General features: G+C 41.2%; 16 protein-coding genes and 3 pseudogenes. 7 read left to right on the top strand and 12 right to left on the bottom strand.

The window, feature by feature from the left end; all coding sequences use genetic code 11:
* Positions 1 to 16: 16 nt before the first annotated feature.
* A complete protein-coding gene (locus tag L2764_RS15370; RefSeq protein WP_248941148.1) occupies positions 17 to 697 on the bottom strand; it encodes a TIGR00153 family protein in 681 nt (226 codons plus the stop codon).
* 207 nt (positions 698 to 904) lie between these two features.
* Here L2764_RS15370 and L2764_RS15375 point away from each other — a divergent pair, with 207 nt between their 5' ends.
* On the top strand, positions 905 to 1,990 hold the full coding sequence (locus L2764_RS15375; protein WP_248941149.1) for a CYTH domain-containing protein: 1,086 nt from the start codon (positions 905 to 907) through the stop codon (positions 1,988 to 1,990).
* Positions 1,991 to 2,059: 69 nt separating this feature from the next.
* Here L2764_RS15375 and L2764_RS15380 read toward each other — a convergent pair.
* The 8 genes and pseudogenes from L2764_RS15380 to L2764_RS15415 all read right to left on the bottom strand — a co-directional run bounded on the left by L2764_RS15380 (position 2,060) and on the right by L2764_RS15415 (position 8,863).
* A pseudogene (locus tag L2764_RS15380) lies at positions 2,060 to 2,730 on the bottom strand (potassium channel family protein).
* Between the two features lie 114 nt (positions 2,731 to 2,844).
* A complete protein-coding gene (locus L2764_RS15385; RefSeq protein ID WP_248941150.1) occupies positions 2,845 to 3,168 on the bottom strand; it encodes a hypothetical protein in 324 nt (107 codons plus the stop codon).
* A 77-nt stretch (positions 3,169 to 3,245) separates the two neighbouring features.
* The gene (locus tag L2764_RS15390) at positions 3,246 to 3,902 is read right to left on the bottom strand and encodes a hypothetical protein (protein WP_248941151.1); all 657 of its coding nucleotides are present in this window, start codon (positions 3,900 to 3,902) and stop codon (positions 3,246 to 3,248) included.
* An 11-nt stretch (positions 3,903 to 3,913) separates the two neighbouring features.
* The gene (locus L2764_RS15395) at positions 3,914 to 4,603 is read right to left on the bottom strand and encodes a PspA/IM30 family protein (protein ID WP_248941152.1); all 690 of its coding nucleotides are present in this window, start codon (positions 4,601 to 4,603) and stop codon (positions 3,914 to 3,916) included.
* 11 nt (positions 4,604 to 4,614) lie between these two features.
* Positions 4,615 to 5,028 (bottom strand): YjfI family protein, encoded by a 414-nt coding sequence (locus tag L2764_RS15400; protein ID WP_248941153.1) that lies wholly within the window; start codon positions 5,026 to 5,028, stop codon positions 4,615 to 4,617.
* Positions 5,029 to 5,161: 133 nt separating this feature from the next.
* The gene (locus tag L2764_RS15405) at positions 5,162 to 6,871 is read right to left on the bottom strand and encodes a polyamine aminopropyltransferase (protein WP_248941154.1); all 1,710 of its coding nucleotides are present in this window, start codon (positions 6,869 to 6,871) and stop codon (positions 5,162 to 5,164) included.
* Between the two features lie 106 nt (positions 6,872 to 6,977).
* A complete protein-coding gene (locus tag L2764_RS15410) occupies positions 6,978 to 7,877 on the bottom strand; it encodes a DUF350 domain-containing protein (RefSeq protein ID WP_248941155.1) in 900 nt (299 codons plus the stop codon).
* Between the two features lie 14 nt (positions 7,878 to 7,891).
* Complete coding sequence (locus tag L2764_RS15415) at positions 7,892 to 8,863, bottom strand: hypothetical protein (RefSeq protein ID WP_248941156.1); 972 nt, start codon at positions 8,861 to 8,863, stop codon at positions 7,892 to 7,894.
* Positions 8,864 to 9,150: 287 nt separating this feature from the next.
* On the opposite strand from L2764_RS15415, the gene glnE reads away from it, so the two are divergent.
* Positions 9,151 to 12,006 carry a bifunctional [glutamate--ammonia ligase]-adenylyl-L-tyrosine phosphorylase/[glutamate--ammonia-ligase] adenylyltransferase gene (gene glnE / locus L2764_RS15420; RefSeq protein ID WP_248941157.1) on the top strand — a complete coding sequence of 952 codons (2,856 nt, stop codon included), beginning with the start codon at positions 9,151 to 9,153 and terminating at the stop codon, positions 12,004 to 12,006.
* Positions 12,007 to 12,018: 12 nt separating this feature from the next.
* Here glnE and L2764_RS15425 read toward each other — a convergent pair whose 3' ends face one another.
* On the bottom strand, positions 12,019 to 12,810 hold the full coding sequence (locus L2764_RS15425) for an ABC transporter permease (RefSeq protein ID WP_248941158.1): 792 nt from the start codon (positions 12,808 to 12,810) through the stop codon (positions 12,019 to 12,021).
* Positions 12,811 to 12,986: 176 nt separating this feature from the next.
* Between L2764_RS15425 and L2764_RS15430 the strand changes: the two genes are divergently transcribed.
* The 4 genes and pseudogenes from L2764_RS15430 to L2764_RS15445 all read left to right on the top strand — a co-directional run bounded on the left by L2764_RS15430 (position 12,987) and on the right by L2764_RS15445 (position 15,877).
* Positions 12,987 to 13,265 (top strand): DUF3081 family protein, encoded by a 279-nt coding sequence (locus L2764_RS15430; protein WP_248941159.1) that lies wholly within the window; start codon positions 12,987 to 12,989, stop codon positions 13,263 to 13,265.
* 59 nt (positions 13,266 to 13,324) lie between these two features.
* Positions 13,325 to 13,948: a GDSL-type esterase/lipase family protein gene (locus L2764_RS15435; protein WP_248941160.1), complete on the top strand. Its 624-nt coding sequence runs from the start codon at positions 13,325 to 13,327 to the stop codon at positions 13,946 to 13,948.
* Positions 13,949 to 14,065: 117 nt separating this feature from the next.
* A pseudogene (locus L2764_RS15440) lies at positions 14,066 to 14,910 on the top strand (IS30 family transposase).
* 88 nt (positions 14,911 to 14,998) lie between these two features.
* Positions 14,999 to 15,877 (top strand): DMT family transporter, encoded by an 879-nt coding sequence (locus L2764_RS15445; RefSeq protein WP_248941161.1) that lies wholly within the window; start codon positions 14,999 to 15,001, stop codon positions 15,875 to 15,877.
* Between the two features lie 156 nt (positions 15,878 to 16,033).
* On the opposite strand, the gene L2764_RS15450 is transcribed toward L2764_RS15445, so the two are convergent.
* Together L2764_RS15450 and L2764_RS15455 are read right to left on the bottom strand one after the other, a co-directional pair.
* Positions 16,034 to 16,843 (bottom strand): DUF2182 domain-containing protein, encoded by an 810-nt coding sequence (locus tag L2764_RS15450; RefSeq protein ID WP_248941162.1) that lies wholly within the window; start codon positions 16,841 to 16,843, stop codon positions 16,034 to 16,036.
* Entirely contained in the window at positions 16,836 to 17,447 is a 612-nt protein-coding gene (locus tag L2764_RS15455) for a DUF1326 domain-containing protein (RefSeq protein ID WP_248941163.1), read from the bottom strand. Before L2764_RS15455 ends, L2764_RS15450 begins: the two co-directional genes overlap by 8 nt.
* Positions 17,448 to 17,887: 440 nt before the next feature.
* Here L2764_RS15455 and L2764_RS15460 point away from each other — a divergent pair.
* Positions 17,888 to 18,102: pseudogene (locus tag L2764_RS15460) on the top strand (DUF6444 domain-containing protein); the annotation flags it as partial.

Below are 18,102 nucleotides of genomic sequence, written 5' to 3' on the forward strand. Positions count from 1 at the left end.
CTTAATAATCTTATTGTTAGACGCGAGCTAGCATTAGCTCTAAACGAGAACCGACACGTTCTGCGAGATCGGCTAATTCACCTACCCATTCGATGATTTTATAAAGAAACATCACATCAATTGGGTTTAGCTCGTTTTCGATTGCAAATAATTGACGACGGATGTTGATTTGTAAACTATCCGTATCTTCTTCTATGCTATCGAGTTTGCTGATCATTTTTTCAACTAGTGTCACTTCACGACCACGAAAGCCTGTCTCTAACAAGTCATCGAGTTCGTTAATGGCTTCTTTGGCCATGCTAACAGCGTCAAGACAACGAGCCAGATAGGTCAAGAAGGGGGCTTGGATCACAGCCGGTACAAGGAGCTCTCGCCCAATGATTCGACCTGAAATATCTTTTGCTTTATTTGCTATTTTATCTTGCTGGGTGAGTAGCTCCAGTAAGTCAGTGCGTTCAACAGGCATAAACAAACCACCGGGCAGTTTCAAGCGGATCTCACGTTTAAGTGAGTCAGCATCTCTTTCTGCTTGGCTGATTTTTTTACGCAGCTTAACGGCACTATCCCAGTCTCCTGATATAGTGGCTTCGAAAAAGGGGACAAGTAGGGATGAACAATCATATACTTTGTCGATATGTTCTTGTAGAGGCTTTATGGGCGATTTTGCAAACACGCCTAAAATAGAGTTGACTGGCATTGCCGTTTACCTATTTTGGTTATTCCATTATTGGAAAAGCGGGCGCATGTTAACCCAAGCGCCAACGTATTAAAACTGTGTTTTTGTATAAATGGGCCAGTTTTTATTTTAACGGGTTAGTGAACAACTGTAAATCGCATCCTACGGCGTTTATATTACAAAAATATTACACGCATGAAGGCTTAATGACAGTTTGATGAAAATTTCATGATGGGGGATGTAAAAAATCAGATGGCAATCGAAATAGAACTGAAATTGTTATTTCAAGAAAATAATAAAAAAAACATTATAAATCTGTTTGATAACTTGAATGAGGCTGAATCTAAGCCGCTTGTTTTTCTCAAAAACCAATATTTTGATACGTCAGATTTACAATTGCGGCGTTGGGATATGGGACTGAGAATTAGGGCGGAAGATGGTCGATTAGAGCAAACGATCAAGACTGCAGGAACGGTGGTGGGGGGGGTGCATAGTCGGCCTGAATATAATATTGATATTCAGAAAAATTTTCCTGACTTAACACTTTCCCCTAATACTATTTGGCCAAATAATACACAAGTCAGTCATATTAATGATGCACTTCAGTGTTTGTTTAGTACAGATTTTAGTCGTCAATGCTGGCATGTTCACGTTAATCATACTGTCATCGAAGTCGCATTGGATCTCGGATCGATTTATGTGGGTGAATTTAGCGAAACGATTTGTGAGTTAGAGCTCGAGTTAATTTCTGGTGATCCGGCTGAATTATTAACACTGGCTAAGCGGTTAGCGGCTAAAGTACCTGTGAGATTAGGAAAATCGAGTAAGGCTAAAAGAGGCTATCTATTAGCGGCAGAAGCGGGGATTATTGTTCAGAAACAAGGTGCAGGATCGGAGGTATTATTATCGGTATTAGAAGAGAAAGTGGATGCATTCTCTCACGAGAGAGATCATGAGATTAAAAGTAAGCGAGCATTTGATTGCGTAAAAATAGGGTTAGATTGCTGGTTGCAATGGGAAGATCTGCAGCTTAATCCATCGTTGTCCGATCCTAGGGCTTTATATTGTCAGTTTCAGCAGAACTTACAATTGCTACAAATTGTATTTTCTCAAGCTCAGTGTTTTTCTGCCGACAATAAAGCGATGTTTACGCATTTTATAAAAGAGGTTGATGCATTAAAAATTGGCCACATATCGTCATCGGAATGTATTAATGAAACCAATATTAAGGATGAAATATCTGCATTATTCAATAATCCACATTATGGATTATTGCAGATAATTTTGGTTAAAATAGCATTAAAAGCAATGTGATAAAAATAAGTTGGGGTGTTATGGTCTGACGGCTATCCCGAGTTTTACTTTATACTAGATGAAGAGGTACTATTCCTCTTTTTTTGATTTTATTTCGTTTTGATTATGCTGTGTAAGTATCTGTTTAAGCTCTGTGATTTCTGCTAATAGGTTATTATGTTTCTCTTCAACACGATTGCAATAATTTTCAAAATCGGCTCGCATTTCATTGCCATAGGCTTCGAGTTGTTCATGATCGCCTGGGGCGATGAGTATCGATGCCATATAACCTGAAATGACACAAAAAAAACTGACTCCACAGACAATCACTACTGCACCAATGACATGACCCAATGGAGTGATAGGATAGTAATCACCGTAACCCACAGTAGAAATAGTGACGACGGCCCACCAAATAGCATCCTCTGCCGTGAGAATATTGGCACCTTGAACCCCATTTTCAACAATCAGCATAAAAACGGAAGATAGCGTCAATATGGTCATCATGGCGACCAGTAACGTTTAAGATATTCTTTTTTATGGGATGATTTAAAGAGTCCGGCAAAAAAATTGATTAAGAAAATAATACAAATACTGGTATCAAGAATAAATAACAGATAGCGGGTCTCAGCATTGAGGTTACCAAATACCAAGGTTAAAACAACGATAACCGATAATAATGACAGTAGCATCATGGCTAATAACATGGGGGTTAACGTTTCTGTTTTGTGCAGTATTCGGCGCCCAGTCTCTTCGTCCATTTCAAATTAATACACGGGCTAATGTGAATGGGTTGTCACGTTTTGGGTATAAGCTGCAAGCTTAGACGATGTAAAACCTTTGAATGGCGTAATATCATTTTATCGAAAAGTGGATTAGGTCTCATCAACAAATTGGACTAAATCATTAAGCACTTGTTTTTTTATTTCAAGCTGAGCATCGATAGGCAACTGGTATTTTTCAGCAAGCCGCGCATAATCATCATTACTTAACGATACTGTTAGTCTGGGGCGTTTTGGGCGTTTAGTGACAGTTAAGCCTAAGATATCTCTAATTTGATCGGATGGACTCACACCTGCGTCGAGTGCCGCTTTGCGAATAGAATATTGAAATTTTTCATCGAGATCGAAAGCCACTTGAGTTGCTTTTGCTGCTTTTTGGTTTTGTTGCCAGTGCGGCGGCAATGAACTTTTACTCATGGCGTTACCATTTTTTTGGTTTCAAGGGACCTATCAGCCTAGTCTCAACAATATTGACTAGGCTTCGATGAGTGGGATTATAGCGTTGCAGGCCAGTAATCTCGAATATCAGATAGAGGTCGGTAAAGTGTTAGCATGACGTCGGTAACACCCCCTTCGTAGACTTCGATATCAATGGCCTTGGTTTCATCACTACTGAGTAGTTGATAAGATTCAAACGCCTCACCTCGTTCGCCTTCTTCATCTTGTGGTGGTTTTTGACCACGGTAATCTTGCTTATGAAAATAACCTAAATCAGAAAAAGAAACTTGATGATAAGCATCAGCATACCAACTATCAAGCTGGTTCGCTAATTCATTATTGGGGGCTAAGGTGGAAAGCTCAGCTTTACCGGGTTCTTCAAAAATGTTGGCAAATTCATCAAGATCAAATAGCTGTTCGACTTGATCGCGAGTCACCTTTACCGATAAAGAAAGGTAGGTTTCATCATCTTCATCTAAGGAAAGAAAGATGGTTTCATTACTGTGCCCTTTGAGTACCCATTCAGCGAACTGTTTACGCTTATACTCGTAAGTATTGATAGTCTCGACCCTCAGTTGTTGCCCGCGTAGAAGCGCAGGCAAGGCAAAGCTATCATCAAGGGAGATCATATCTCCCTTGTTAAGCTTGTTAGGATGATCGAGCTGACGTTTAGGTGCTTCTTTTTTGCCAAAGAGGCCGCTTAGAAATCCCACGTCTATCTCCTTTAGCCTTTACGCGCTTTGATGCGATCTAATACTGCATTAGCATTTGATTTTTGCTCACCAATGCCCGCTTCTGCTAATTTATCAGCTAATGCTTTATCGTTATTATCTTCGGCTAAAGTTTCAGCTGCTTGAAGACGATCATCGAAAGTTTGCTGACGTGCTTTGATACGTTCTAAAGAATCTTTAGCATTTAACAGTTTAGAATTACTACCCGCGAAAGAGTCCGTAATCGTTGCAGTTGCTTTTTGCACACTTTCAGTCGTTTTGACCATCGTTAACTGGCGCTGATAATCAGTGAGTTGACGCTCAGTTTTACGAACAAGCTCTTTTAAGCGAGTAGCGTGAGCCGTAAAGCTTTCATTGGCCGATTGTTGATCGGCTAACTCTTGTTCAAGCAATGCAATTTTTTCAGCGATTTCTAATGCTAAACTTTCGTTTTCTTTTTCCAGTGCTTGGGCAACATAACCTTCATGTTCAGCCACTGAACGCTTTAAGCGATCGACTTCACGACTGGCTTGCATCTCTTTGGCCATGACTTCCGTAAGATCACGTTTAGCTTTGGTTAAGTGCTTTTCTGCATCACGTATCTCTTGTTCAAAAATACGGGTCGAGTTTGCATCTACGATACTTTGTCCGACTTCAGAGGCACCGCCACGAAATGCGGTAAGAATTTTATTTAAAATGCCCATAATAGGCTCCTTTATTTCAAATAGTCGACCAATTCGTCGATGACTTCTAGGCAGTTATCAGATAACACCGATAACTCTTGTTCTACTTCTAACATGCTAGATTGTACTGATAAGGCACCATAAACGACGTATTTATCATCGACTTTGGCAAACGATGACAGTGGCATCGGAATATTCAGTTCTAACATGGTTTCAAGCATGCTTAAGCGTGTGTCAGGCTTAACTTCGTCTTCTCCCCATAAATAACTAATGCAGAGAATTTGGTTATCCGTAACCGATACAAATATGGGTAACTCTTCACGGTTGACGATGTTGACTTGCAACACATCGATTTCGCCATCAATCGGGTAACAATCGAATTGAAGACCCGTTTGACTGCGATCACCAAGATCATTGAGGTGACCCGCGATATTGTGTATATTCATGTTTGTCCTTATGACATATTATGTCTTAATTAAAGATTAGCACTTTGACATAATATGTCAAGCACTATCTCATTGTTAATATACCTAAACCTACTTAACCCACCGTTTTTATAACCTTCACTACTAAAGGCTATTATCCTTGGTCATTTAACCAGGCTTTTTGATGGTATTGATACAATTGCATCGAGCCTAAAACATTGACTTTTATCTGGGTCTTATCTTTATAGAATTGTGCTGGAAAAGCAAAGGCCCCGTGGATAAGTGCAGGGGTGAGCCAAGGATCGTTTACTGGCAGCTGTGTCATTTTTTGTAAGCGTTGCTTGGCGTCACTCCCCATTAAGGTACCGATACTCCAGCCCCATTCGCCAAAACTTGGGACATTGTGGTGGTATTGCTTAACGGTGAACCCCGCACTTTCTAACGTGTTACCGACAGAAATAAACGCATTAGCTGCATGATAGGGAGAGGTTGATTGCACAGTAATTGCACCGTCTCGGCTCAACAATTCTTTGAGCTTACGATAGAAAACATCGGAATACAGTTTATTTAAATCGGGATGGCTAGGATCGGGCAGATCCACAATAATGGCATCGAACATGTTTCCTTTAGCCAGTAATTTATCGACGGCATTATAGGCATCATCAAAAACAAGATTGACACTAGGATCATTTAAAGCGTTGCCGTTTAACGTTAACAATGCCTGTTGAAGCTGTGGAGGTATATTGGGGGCAGGATCTTTAAAAATGTCAATTAATCCTTCATCAAGATCAATGAGAGTGACGTTTTTCGGTTGCCATTTAAGCACCTGTTTTAGTCCTAATCCATCTCCACCGCCAATAATCAGAATATTATCATGGCGTGCGCTGGCAGCCAGTGTAGGGTGAACTAAAAAAGCATGATAAATATGCTCGTCACTACTGGAAAATTGCAATCTGCCATTAATGTACATGGAATAGACGGGGGGAAGGGAAGCGGCTCGCAGGCGCTCGGTAAAGGTGAGTTGTTGAAAGCGGGTGGCTTTACTGTAAACTACTTTATCTTTATACAGCAGATTATTAAAATCTTGTTCCCAATGGGGTCCATGTAAAGCCAAAATAACCAGTAATCCACTGGCTAAAATGTGGCCCACAAGTAATAACTTAACATGGCGGATTTTATCCCAAAAGCGGGCAATAAACATAAACCCAGCAAATAAATTAAAACTGGCTGTCAGTGCTGCGGCGAGTTGAATGTCAATGGTTAACATGAATCCAACCCAAATAGCAGCGCCTATTCCCGCACCTATGTAATCAGCGCCATAAATGGTACCCGCATTATGCAACAAGTGTTCTTCGCAAAGCGCTTGACGTACGCGTGCAATGAGGGGGATTTCCATGCCGATCATTAATCCAAGCAATACACCCCATACGTAAGGTAAATACTGGCTCAGGTTCTGAAAGGAACCAATAAAACCCCCGCTGGGTAATTGATCGGCGGGTAAACCTAAGGTGTTGGCAATAATGAGGGGTAATTGCTGGCTAAAGCCGATAATAGAAGCCGTGATGAGGATGGCTAACGCACCGCATAAGGCCACAATCAGCTCTAAAACGGCAAAGCCTGTAAAGGCGCAGCGAATTTTACGGGCAGCAAATGCACCAATGCCCATCGAGACGATCATTAAGCCTATCATGGTATAGATAGCGGCTTCTAATGCACCAAGAATTCGACCCGCATAATGAGACAACAAGTATTCATAGATTAAGCCACAAGCGGCAAGGATGGCCATAATGCCCAGCAACAACACATCATCAAACCAAGCTAATTTGCGGTTTTTTACCTGTGGGGTGTTTACATTGGCGTACATCAATTTGTCCAATTATCGTCAAGGAAGGTGATTAACTCGTGTATTTTGAAATAATACAAGTAATCTAATCATTGAGGCAGTGAAACACTGCCTCAATGATTAGCGGTTACGCCATTAATGCCATTAAAATTAAGGCAATGGCAACACTGATAGCCATTTCAACGGCAGCAACACCAATGTTTTTTTGTTTTTCCACTTCATCGGTGATGTTAATTTGTGCGAGTACCAATTTCTTTACCAGTGCCAACAAGAGCGAAAGTGCGACGAGCATGATAATAGAGAAAATAAGCCAGCCCATCAGATTGTTAAAATAGGCTTGAGGATCATAATCGATAAAATGGCTTGCGGCGCTGAAGCTGAATGCCATTGCGAGCAGATAACCTGCATGACGGATTGCAATGGCGATTTCTCCTTGTTCAAGGGCTGTTTGCATTGAGGCATTTTGATTGCGCTTAGCGTAGCGATATTCACGCCAGCGAGTCAATAGAACCAGCATTAACTGAGAAACAATAAAGGCACTAAAAATGGCGATGAAGGTATCAAGCGTTAAATCTTCAGCCCACATGAGCACTGAGCGGATAATAATTGCGGTGGCGATGACCGCGCTGGCATCTACAATAGACACAGCGACATTGCCTTTAATGATAAGTTCGCTTTTATTGATTTCATTTAAGGCGATCTTATCGTGTAATAAACGACCAAGTTTGATCAGTACTAAACCAAATACACCGTATGCGGTCATGCCAATCGCTTCAATCAGATACGAGCTAGCCGCTTCACCGGTTATCGCGCCAGTTAGGACAATACCTAAGGCGGCCACGCCGCCAGCCGTGCTTATGCCAAAGGCAAAGTTATCTTTTTCAGCCAGCTCATGGTGGCTATTTACATTAATACTCCAGCCCTGTAAATAACGCATTAAGGTCAGTAGGATGACGGCAATGGTTAAATCAATGGCTAAAATAACGGCGAGTTCCGGTGTTAAGCCGTAGTCTTGAAAAAATGTCATATCAGTTCCTTAAATTATTTGCCCCGACGAACACTACGGGTGGTGCGGCTACTGGAGTTACGGAAGCTACTGTCTTTTGAATAAGTTGAATTATACTTACTACTGCTTTTGGTTTTTGAGTAGCTACTCTTGTTACCCACAGAGCTGGCTTTTGGGCTGCTGGTACTTTGTCGAGACAAGCTTGCTCCCCCTGTACGGCTTTTTGCGTAAGGGCTATCAAATTTTCGCCCTTGAGAGTTGAATTGTTTCTTGGTGCGCTCATAAGTACTATTTTGCGCACTCGCTTGCTTTGGTGAAGTATAACGGGAGCGGCCGACATCATTGTAATAGCTGTAGTTACGTCCATTAGACCAACGATCGTAATAAACGGGTCCTCGTGTGAGGTTGGAAAACATCGAATACATGCCATACCATGCCCAAATAGACATCCCATTTGAACCAGTTTGCCAGTTTCCATAAGACGGGTTACCGACGAGTTGATTGCCGTCACTGCTGTCAGCGCTATTGGCTAATTGCGATGCTTCACGGCTGATGGCATTGACCCGTCCCAGTTCACCGTTAGACATATCGGCAACGACATTGACCGGATCGGATAGCATATCATTGTATAAACTAGGATCGCCTGCTTGGTAAATATTTTTAACTTCAGATAGTTGCTGATCTAAATCAACAAAGTTAGCCGCGTTTTTTGACTCGACTAAACGTCGATCCAATGACTTATATATGGGGCCATTTGGGGTGGCATCGGTTGCAAGTTGGGTTAATAATGGGGCTAGATCCGGTTTTTGTTTCGCCAAAATATTGCTATATTGAGTCAGTAAGGTGGCATTTCTTATTTGACCATCATTGAGCATGCTGGCGAGGGTATTTAAACGTTGTTGGGCCAATGTTTGAAATTGGGTTATTTTTTCCGGTCTATCATCACCACATCCTGTTAGCGATAACGCAAGTATGACGGTGAGAACACCTAGCAGCATTCTTGCCATGCTTTCTCCAAATTAATGATTATGGGTATTTTGATAAAAATACCAGAAGTAAATTATAGTAGGCCTAAAATCACTGCGAACAAAGAATAAGATCTGTTCATTAACTGGCCAGTTATTTTGGTTTATTCTCTTTAACTATGGCAGCATAAAATCAACCTGTTAAGAAAGTGATGCGGTTGCTCTACCTAATAAAGGTAGACAAGTTGTACATCACAATTAGTTGGATTTAGGCACAGTTATACCATCGACGACATATTATGTCGATAGTCAAGATCACTAGGGGTATTATGACCACGCTTGAACAAGGTAACAAGTTGTTCTCTCAACTTCTTTTACAAACTGCTGAGACTGCTTGGCAGCGATTTTCCACGTTTTGCCCAAATGCTATTTTAACATTAGATGATATTCAGCAAGAAGAGTTACGTCGTATCATGGGGTTGAGTGATTTCATCGCGGAGCAAATTTGCCGTCATCCTGATTGGTTATCTGACTTATTTAATGGTGGGCTGAGTGCATTAGATAGAAATCAATTTGCCAATGAGCTGCAGGCATTACTCATTAATGTGGAGGATGAGGAAAGCTTTAAAAGCATTTTAAGGGCATACCGAAATAGACAAATGGTCTGCATCGCTTGGCGTGATTTCTTAGGTTATTGTGAACTGGAAGCCTCTCTAGTTGATTTGTCAGTGCTTGCTGAAGTACTGGTTATTGCGGGTAGAAATTGGTTATATCAAAAAATGTGTTTGCAATATGGTACGCCATGTGATGAAGAGGGGAAGCCCCAATCCTTATTAATTTTAGGGATGGGGAAATTGGGCGGGAAAGAGCTTAACTTCTCCTCCGATATTGATTTAATTTTTACTTTTCCTGAACATGGTGAGACAAAGGGCGGGCGTCGATCACTTGAAAATCAAGAATTTTTTATTCGTTTAGGTCAGCGCTTAATTCAAGCTTTGCACCAAGTGACCTGTGATGGCTTTGTTTATCGAGTGGATTTACGTTTGCGGCCATACGGTGAAAGTGGTCCGTTGGTGGTGAGTTTTTCGGGCCTTGAGGATTATTACCAAGAGCAAGGTCGAGATTGGGAACGTTATGCCATGGTAAAGGCAAGGCCATTAGGCCCTGAAGATGAGCATACTCTAACCTTACAAAGCATGTTAAGACCTTTCGTTTATCGACGTTATATTGATTTTTCGGCTATCGATGCCCTGCGACGAATGAAGCAATTAATTACTCAAGAGGTTCGCCGACGTTCACTGAAAAATAATATTAAACTAGGTGCAGGAGGGATCCGAGAAGTTGAGTTCGTGGTGCAAAGCTTTCAGTTAATCCGAGGAGGCCGTGAGCCGACATTAAGGCAGCAAAGTTTATTTTCAGCCATTGATAATTTATATCAACTCGGAGTATTGGAATATTTAGCCGTCGATGAGCTGAAAAAAAACTATGTGTTATTACGTCGAGTCGAAAATTTATTACAAGCCATTAATGATGAACAAACCCAAACTTTACCGGATGATGAGCTTAATTGGCAACGTCTTTGTTATGGTATGGGTATTAGTACGCCTGACAAATTAAAAATGCAGATAGATGTGGCAATGAAAAAAGTGCATGCCCATTTTATTGACACTGTGGGGGGCAAGGGGCAAGACGAGATGGATCAGAGTTGGACCCAGCAACTCTGGCATACTTATACGCAAGATCATGCGCAAGTATTACTCGATGAACAACATATTGATAATGCTGATTTCTGGCCTATTTTACAAGAGTGGCGCCAAGCTATTGCGAATCGGACTATAGGCAGTCGTGGGCGTGAAACGCTTGATAAGTTAATGCCTAGATTATTTGTAGAGTTTTTCATACAAACAATCCCCTCTACAGCACTTGAAGCGGTATCTAAAGTGTTGAATCAAATTTTAACCCGTACGACTTATTTAGAATTATTGTATGAAAACCCAGGGGCACGTCAGCAGCTGGTGAGATTATGTTGTGCCAGTCCTTGGATTGCCGAGCAATTAGCTAACTTCCCTATGTTACTTGATGAGCTTATTGATCCTACCCAGCTATACCACATAACGTCCTTAAGTGATTATGCCAGTGAATTGCGCCAATATTTACTTAGGGTGCCTGAAGATGATTTAGAGCAACAAATGGAAGCACTCAGGCAGTTTAAGTTAACCCAGCAATTGAAAGTCGCTGCCGCAGATGTGACGGGGATTTTACCTGTGATGGTAGTGAGCGATCATTTGACCTTATTAGCGGAAGCGATAACAGAGCAAGTGGTGATCCAAGCTTGGGCAGAAATTAAAGCCCGTCATGGCGTGCCGCCCAATTTAGCTCACAATGAGATGGGGTTTGCGATTGTGGGTTATGGTAAAGCGGGGGGCGTGGAGCTTGGCTATGGTTCCGATTTAGACTTGGTTTTTTTACATAACAGTCAGGGACAGGCTCAAACCAATGGCGGTAAGCCCATCGATGTTGGTCGTTTTTACCTCAAACTTGCCCAACGGATTTTGCACTTATTTTCTACCCGTACCTTATCGGGAGAATTATATGAAGTCGATATGCGATTAAGGCCCTCTGGTGCTTCAGGATTATTGGTTAGTGAAATAGAAAGTTTTGGTCAATATCAAAAAGAGGAAGCGCATACATGGGAGCATCAAGCATTAGTTAGGGCTCGTTGTTTATTTGGTGATAATGAGTTGTCTAGCCGTTTTAGCGAGTTACGCAGTGATGTGGTGAGGTTAAAAAGAGAGCCTGTGCAGTTAGCCACGGATGTCAAGGTGATGCGAAAAAAAATGTGCGATCATTTACTGAAAGTCACCCCGCAATATTTTGACTTAAAGCAAAGTTGTGGGGGGATGGTCGATATTGAATTTATTGCCCAATATTTAGTGCTAGCTCACGCTCATGAGTATAAAGAATTAGCGAGTTGGTCTGATAATATTCGTATTTTCAGTGCATTAGCTGATTTGGATTTAATTTGTGTGAACCAAGCTGATTATTTAACTCAAGCCTATTGTTATTTGAGGGATGAGAATCATCGTTTAACCTTACAAAGACTGCCGAGTATATTACCTTATGAGAGAGTGGAGCCTAGTGTGCACAATGTGAGAGCGATTTATCATGAAATGCTGGGTGAATAAATTGACAACGCGCTAAGACTTGCTTGGTGACACAAGAATAAGGCCACTGGTATTAATGAGTCGGCGTGTTGTCAATAACAGGGCTGTGGTGACTGAAATGATGATCATCACAAAAATAGCCATCAAAATAACCAATTGATACTTAATGGCGATAATAGGATCGGCTCCCGCTAATATTTGTCCTGTCATCATACCAGGTAGGGTGACCAATCCTGTGGTACTCATTGATGCCAGTATGGGAGCCATGGATTGCTGTATGGCGGCTTGTATAAAAGGAAAGGCGGCTTGTTTGGGAGTCGCGCCTAACGCGAGCATACCTTCATACTCCATTTTTCTATCGTTAAATGAGCTAAAAAGTCGCTGAAGTGCGACAATATTGCCACTTAAACTATTGCCTAACAGCATACCGGCCAGTGGGATTAAATATTGGGCGCTGTATACAGGTTGGGGTGAGAGTAAGCCTGCGAGGATGATAAATAATAGCGGTATGAGACCAACCATCAAGCCTGTTAATACTGGCAAGAATAACGGTTTTTTAGGTAAATGGCTTTTACCTATAATGGAGCTTGTGCCAATGAGAGCCATTAAAGCTAACCACAGAAAATTAATCCACAAGCTGTTGAGTGTAAATAAATACTGCAGGTATATCCCGACGAGAATGAGTTGTAATGTCATTCTTGCGGACGAGATGACAATCTCTTTCGCCAACGCCAGCTTAAGATAGTAATTGATCCCTATAGGAAGCAGCAGAATAAGGCTGAAAAACGCGAGTTCAGCCCAGCTGATTTCGATAATAGATTGCATAAGTCAGCCTTGCGGTGAAAATGATTGCGGGAATATGCTGAGTATACTGCTTAAGGGGTAAAAAGAGATTGAAATAGTATTATTGCTTGCTTTGTCGCAGAGGTGAAGCGCAAACTGAGATAAACCTTATAGACATTCTCACCTCTATATCCCTCATGCATTGATAAGGAGTCGCTATGAAAAATGAAATTGATGTACATCAAGCCTTAGCCGTAGTGAATAAAATTACTCAATATGGCGTTAAAAAGGAGGGCGTTTATCATTATGAAGGGTTATGTGTCGAATCGGATGTCGATGGCTATACCGTTTGGTTGACCGATGCGCGAACAAGTTTAACGTTATTTTTTCATAATAAATATGAATTTGATTATCCAGACAAAACGGCGTTAGACAGCTTTATGTATCGCTATTGGGCTATTTATAATATGCAAGCCGAATCGAGTAGTAAAGAATGAGTGTTGACGCTGCTAGGAATCGACCGTGTACTGAATAGAGTTTAAAAAAGGGGCGGAATTTGTTACCAAAAAGGATAGTGGCACTAGGATCGAGCTCTATTTACGGTCGAGGTGATGACGAATGGGGCGGTTTTATTCATCGGTTACGTTTATGGTATGAAAGTTTAAATACTAGGTTCTTCGTTTATTCATTGGGTATTTTTGGAGAGGGGACGGATCGCTTAATTCAGCGAGTCGCAGTTGAGTCGGCACCAAGGCGGCCTGAGTTGATCATTCTATACCCAGGGTTTAATGATATTCGTCGTGAGGGAAGTATGGATGCAAAAAATGTCGTCTCTCTTGAGGTTTTCATGAGTTCAATGGAAAAGTTGATTGATGAGGCACAATCTTTATCACCCGTTTTAATGTTAACGGGTGTTCCATTCATAGAGAGCAAAACAATGCCTTACCTTCAATCAAATAGTTATTATTTATCCTCTGATGCAGAGTATTATAGCCAAGGGTTACGGGACGTTTGTGCAAAGAAAGGGGCGATGTTGTTGGATTTCTTTCAATTGTGGGAAACTGTTCCTTTAGAGGAGGTATTGCACTCTGACGGGTTACATTGTAATGCTTTAGGGCATAAATTATTGTTTGAGCAGTTAAAAAGATTTATTTTAGAACAATATACATTACAGGCTTAACCCTAAATTCATATAATTAAGTGCGACACTCATGGATAATTAGGTGAGGAGAAGAGAAGAGAAGCCAACTGCTGGTAGTGGTATGCTTTTCATCGCCAAAATCAAAGCAGTATTACCATGAGCTACCAACAGTTGACCGAAGATAAAAGATATCAAATTTCAGCATTGCTTACACAAGGATATTCCAAAGCTGCCATCGCACGAGCATTACGTGTCCACCCAGCAACTATTGGGCGGGGTTAATCAGAAATAGTACGGAAAAAGGTTATCACCCTGAGCAAGTTCAACAAATCGCGGCAGGCAGAATCAGCAACGAAATACACCGTAAGACAAGAAGCTGTGATGTTTACAGGGTTGATGCTTGAGCAGCAATGGAGTCCTGAACAAATTAGCAATATTGGCAAGCTGATACATCTACCTGTCTTACATGAGTGGATTTATCGGTATGTTGCTCAAGATAAAGCCAACGGTGGGGAGCTTTATAAGCACCTTGGATAAGGGCATAAGCGATATCGTAAAGGAAAGCATAAAAAACGCCGTAGCCCTATTTTAAATGCGGTATCGATTGATGAACGCCCAGAAATAGTAGACACGCGAGAGCGGTTAGGAGACTGGGAAGCCGATACTGTGATAGGAAAATAAGGCTCAGGCCTCTTTGTCACATTAGCTGAGCGTAACAGTCACTTTTATTTAGTGAAACGCGTTGATAGTAAGCATGCAGCAGTCGCAAGAGCACTAGAAGCAGATGCATACTTTGCTCATCTGCACTCATCTTATGAGCGTGGATTAAATGAAAACTTTAATGGGCTACTGAGGCAGTATTTCCCAAAGGAATGGATTTAAGTCAAGTTAAGGAGGGATAAGTTCAGAAAAATCAAGAGGTAAAGAGCTTAAGGTCAAGAAAGTGTCTTAGTTATAATCAGCCTAAAGTAGTATTTAAAAAGCTACGTCAGGTGGCATAAGCGAGTGTTGCACTTGCGAGTTGAATTCGCCATTTAGTTTAAAAAATAATGATATTTTTTTCAGAAAATTAATTAGGAGTTCAGTGCTGTGAACAGATTAATACTAAAACTCCCCTTTTGTACTAGTCTTGCATTGTTCTTATTCGCTGCTAACTCAATCCTTTGTCGGATGGCGCTGGGGACAAATGCTATTGATGCTGCAAGTTTTACGATTATTCGGTTGTTATCTGGCATCATCGTTTTAGTAGTGCTTTTGAAAATAAAAAAAAACGATAGTTTGTCGCCGTCAAAAGGGAGTTGGAAAGCATCCGCTATGCTATTCCTCTACGCGATAACATTCTCATTTTCTTATATTTCTTTAGAAGCAGGTACAGGTGCTTTGATTCTGTTTGGGGCGGTCCAGATCACAATGATTCTTACCAACATGATATCAGGACACAAACTTCATTACTCTGAATGGATAGGTATCTTTACCGCGTTTATTGGGTTTATATACTTGGTTCTACCGAGTTTAACAACCCCCTCTTTAATGGGGTTTATACTAATGACTGTAGCTGGTATTGCATGGGGGACGTATACAATTTTAGGCCGAGGCTCACAACACCCTTTAAGTGATACTACATACAATTTCCTCCGCACACTACCTTTTATTATGATTTTATTAGCAGTGACAATTCAGCAGGCTAATTTGTCTCATGTAGGTGTTTTGCTGGCAGTCTTGTCTGGAGGCATAGCCTCTGGTCTTGGATATACGGTTTGGTACATTGCTCTCAGGGGGCTTTCGACGACACAAGCGGCAGTTGTTCAATTACTTGTACCTGTAATAGCGGCCATTGGTGGTGTGCTATTTACAAATGAAATGATTTCATTACGACTCGTATTATCATCATTGATGATTCTAGGAGGAATTATGGTAGTATTATTAGGAAAGTCGTTGGTTAGTCAATTGACATCAAATAGCTCATAAAAATTATTATATTTTATATAGATATGAGTTTCTAGTTTTTTGACATTAACTATTACACTTACTGTCTACTCCAGATATTAATCGTGACTTTCTTACCTACTTTATACACTATAGAAAAATGACTCTATTCCCCAAAGGGCGTTAACGGATTACTAATTACCAACTTGAAAAGTTGAATGACACAATCCCTATAGCTATGATTATTAAAACTAATCCAAGGGGGCGACTAAGTTTCCCCCCCCAGGGGGCATTCTTTTCGATTGCCATTACAAAAGCCAATAACAGCATCCAACCAAGGCTTGCCGTGCTGACAGCAAACATGAGCAACATCAATGCCCAACAACAACCAACACAAAATATACCATGTTGCCAGCCTATGTTAAAAGCCTCGAACAGCTCTCTCTTTCCGTGCCAGTGACTAAATATGAACCCGAGAGGAGTTCTACACATTTCTAGGCAAGCGTATTTTAACTTAGAGAATTGAAAAGCCCCCGCCAATAAAAAAAGTCCAGCACTCCAGGCCCAAACTTGTTGCAATGAGTTATTAGCCAAAATTTGTTCAATGGTCCATATGAGTCCTAACGCTGCGAAACCAAAGGCTAACCATGACAAAAGGTAACCAGCTAATAGTAAAACAACTAAGAAACGTGCTTCTATCCGAGGTGAAACCATACGACAAAACAGGTTTATCAAGGGAACCGTTGTCGGTAGCATCATGGCTATGGTCATCAAAAGCCACCCGATCAAGAAGGTAATGGAAGAAAACCATGCCGACACATGTGCATGGTGGGCATGTCCACCTTCTTCAGGGTGACGGTGAAACATCGAACCGTACTGCGACTGTTCCAGCCACCACAATACAATCCAGGCTAATATAACAATACTAGCTAACACTACTTTTATAAGGTTGCTTGATGGGCGAATATTGATTCCGTTGGGTGTATCTATTTTGCTAGAGTTATTCACTTAAGTGCTCGAATAAAAAGTCACTTTGAATAGCGTTAAAACCTTCAATATCAAGGTCAATATTGAGCGGTTCGCTCTTGATTACAAATTTACTTGCCTTGCCCACATAAGCCGGTGCTCCAGGTACCGTAGAGAAAATGGTATTAGTAAGTGTGGTGATCTCTCCCGTGGCACTGCGATATGCCTCGAGTTCAGCATAAGCGACGTCCCCAATCTTTAATGTACCCTTACCCTCTTTAGCGTTAAAGATGATAGGTACTCGTTCTACTGAAGTTACGTCACCTACTAATTGAATAAGATCCTTTACTGGCCCTCCTTTTGTGCCAGAATAAACGGCTTGAATCGCTGCTGCCTGCTCATCGTTTGCATTTTCATCAATAAACATAGTGACCCGCCAGTTACCATCAAGCACATTACCAGGGATAAAAACAGCTAAGCCAATTGTAAGCCCTTTTACATCTACTCCATCTATGTTTCCTTGTTCAAAATTCCAAGCCATGGCGGACTTACAATCGACAAAGTCGGGATCTTCTCCCACCCAACATGGGCATAGAACTTTACAGGTACAAACCTCAAGTAGACTACCTTGTATATGATACGACATAGTTCCTTCTCCAATATTTAGTTGCCGTAAACAGCTCTTATTTGAAAATTATAGCCGAGATGTTTTTTCTTGCAAAAAGCAAGATAAAGAAAATATAGACAGCCAGTGCGCCGAGATAAAAACGGGTCAGTCAGGTGGGGTGCAAAATTTAAGCTATCATTTGGATAAATTTGGGGACTTAGAGTACCGCTACGATAACTTAAACGGCATCGATGAAAGCTTTGCTTATGATGTCTACATCGACTAACGGATATTACCTTAAGTAACGGAGGTGGGACGCAGCGCTATGCGGTTCGTTACGATGAGCTGGGTAATATTATTAGTAAAACCGATGTCGGAACCGTAACCGTTCACCAGCCCCTATTGACAATAAATACCGCGATCTTATTAAGATCACAATGACCACTTGAACGATCGTTTTTTGGTGTCATCATGCTGACATGAAAAAGAAAAAACAATTCGAGCAAGAGCCCCCTTCGATTGATAATATCAGCGAAGCCAACCTGTTTATCCGTGAGCTTTGGCAAAAGCTACGTGAATATGTAGACAGGCTTACACTCAGTTCTTGCAATTCATCTAAATCACCATCCTCAGACTCCCCAGCGGATAAGGCTGAGCGAAAAAAGCTCAAACGCCTCGTAGTGGAAATAAGGTT

This window comes from Shewanella surugensis, from assembly GCF_023284005.1.
Taxonomy (GTDB): domain Bacteria; phylum Pseudomonadota; class Gammaproteobacteria; order Enterobacterales; family Shewanellaceae; genus Shewanella; species Shewanella surugensis.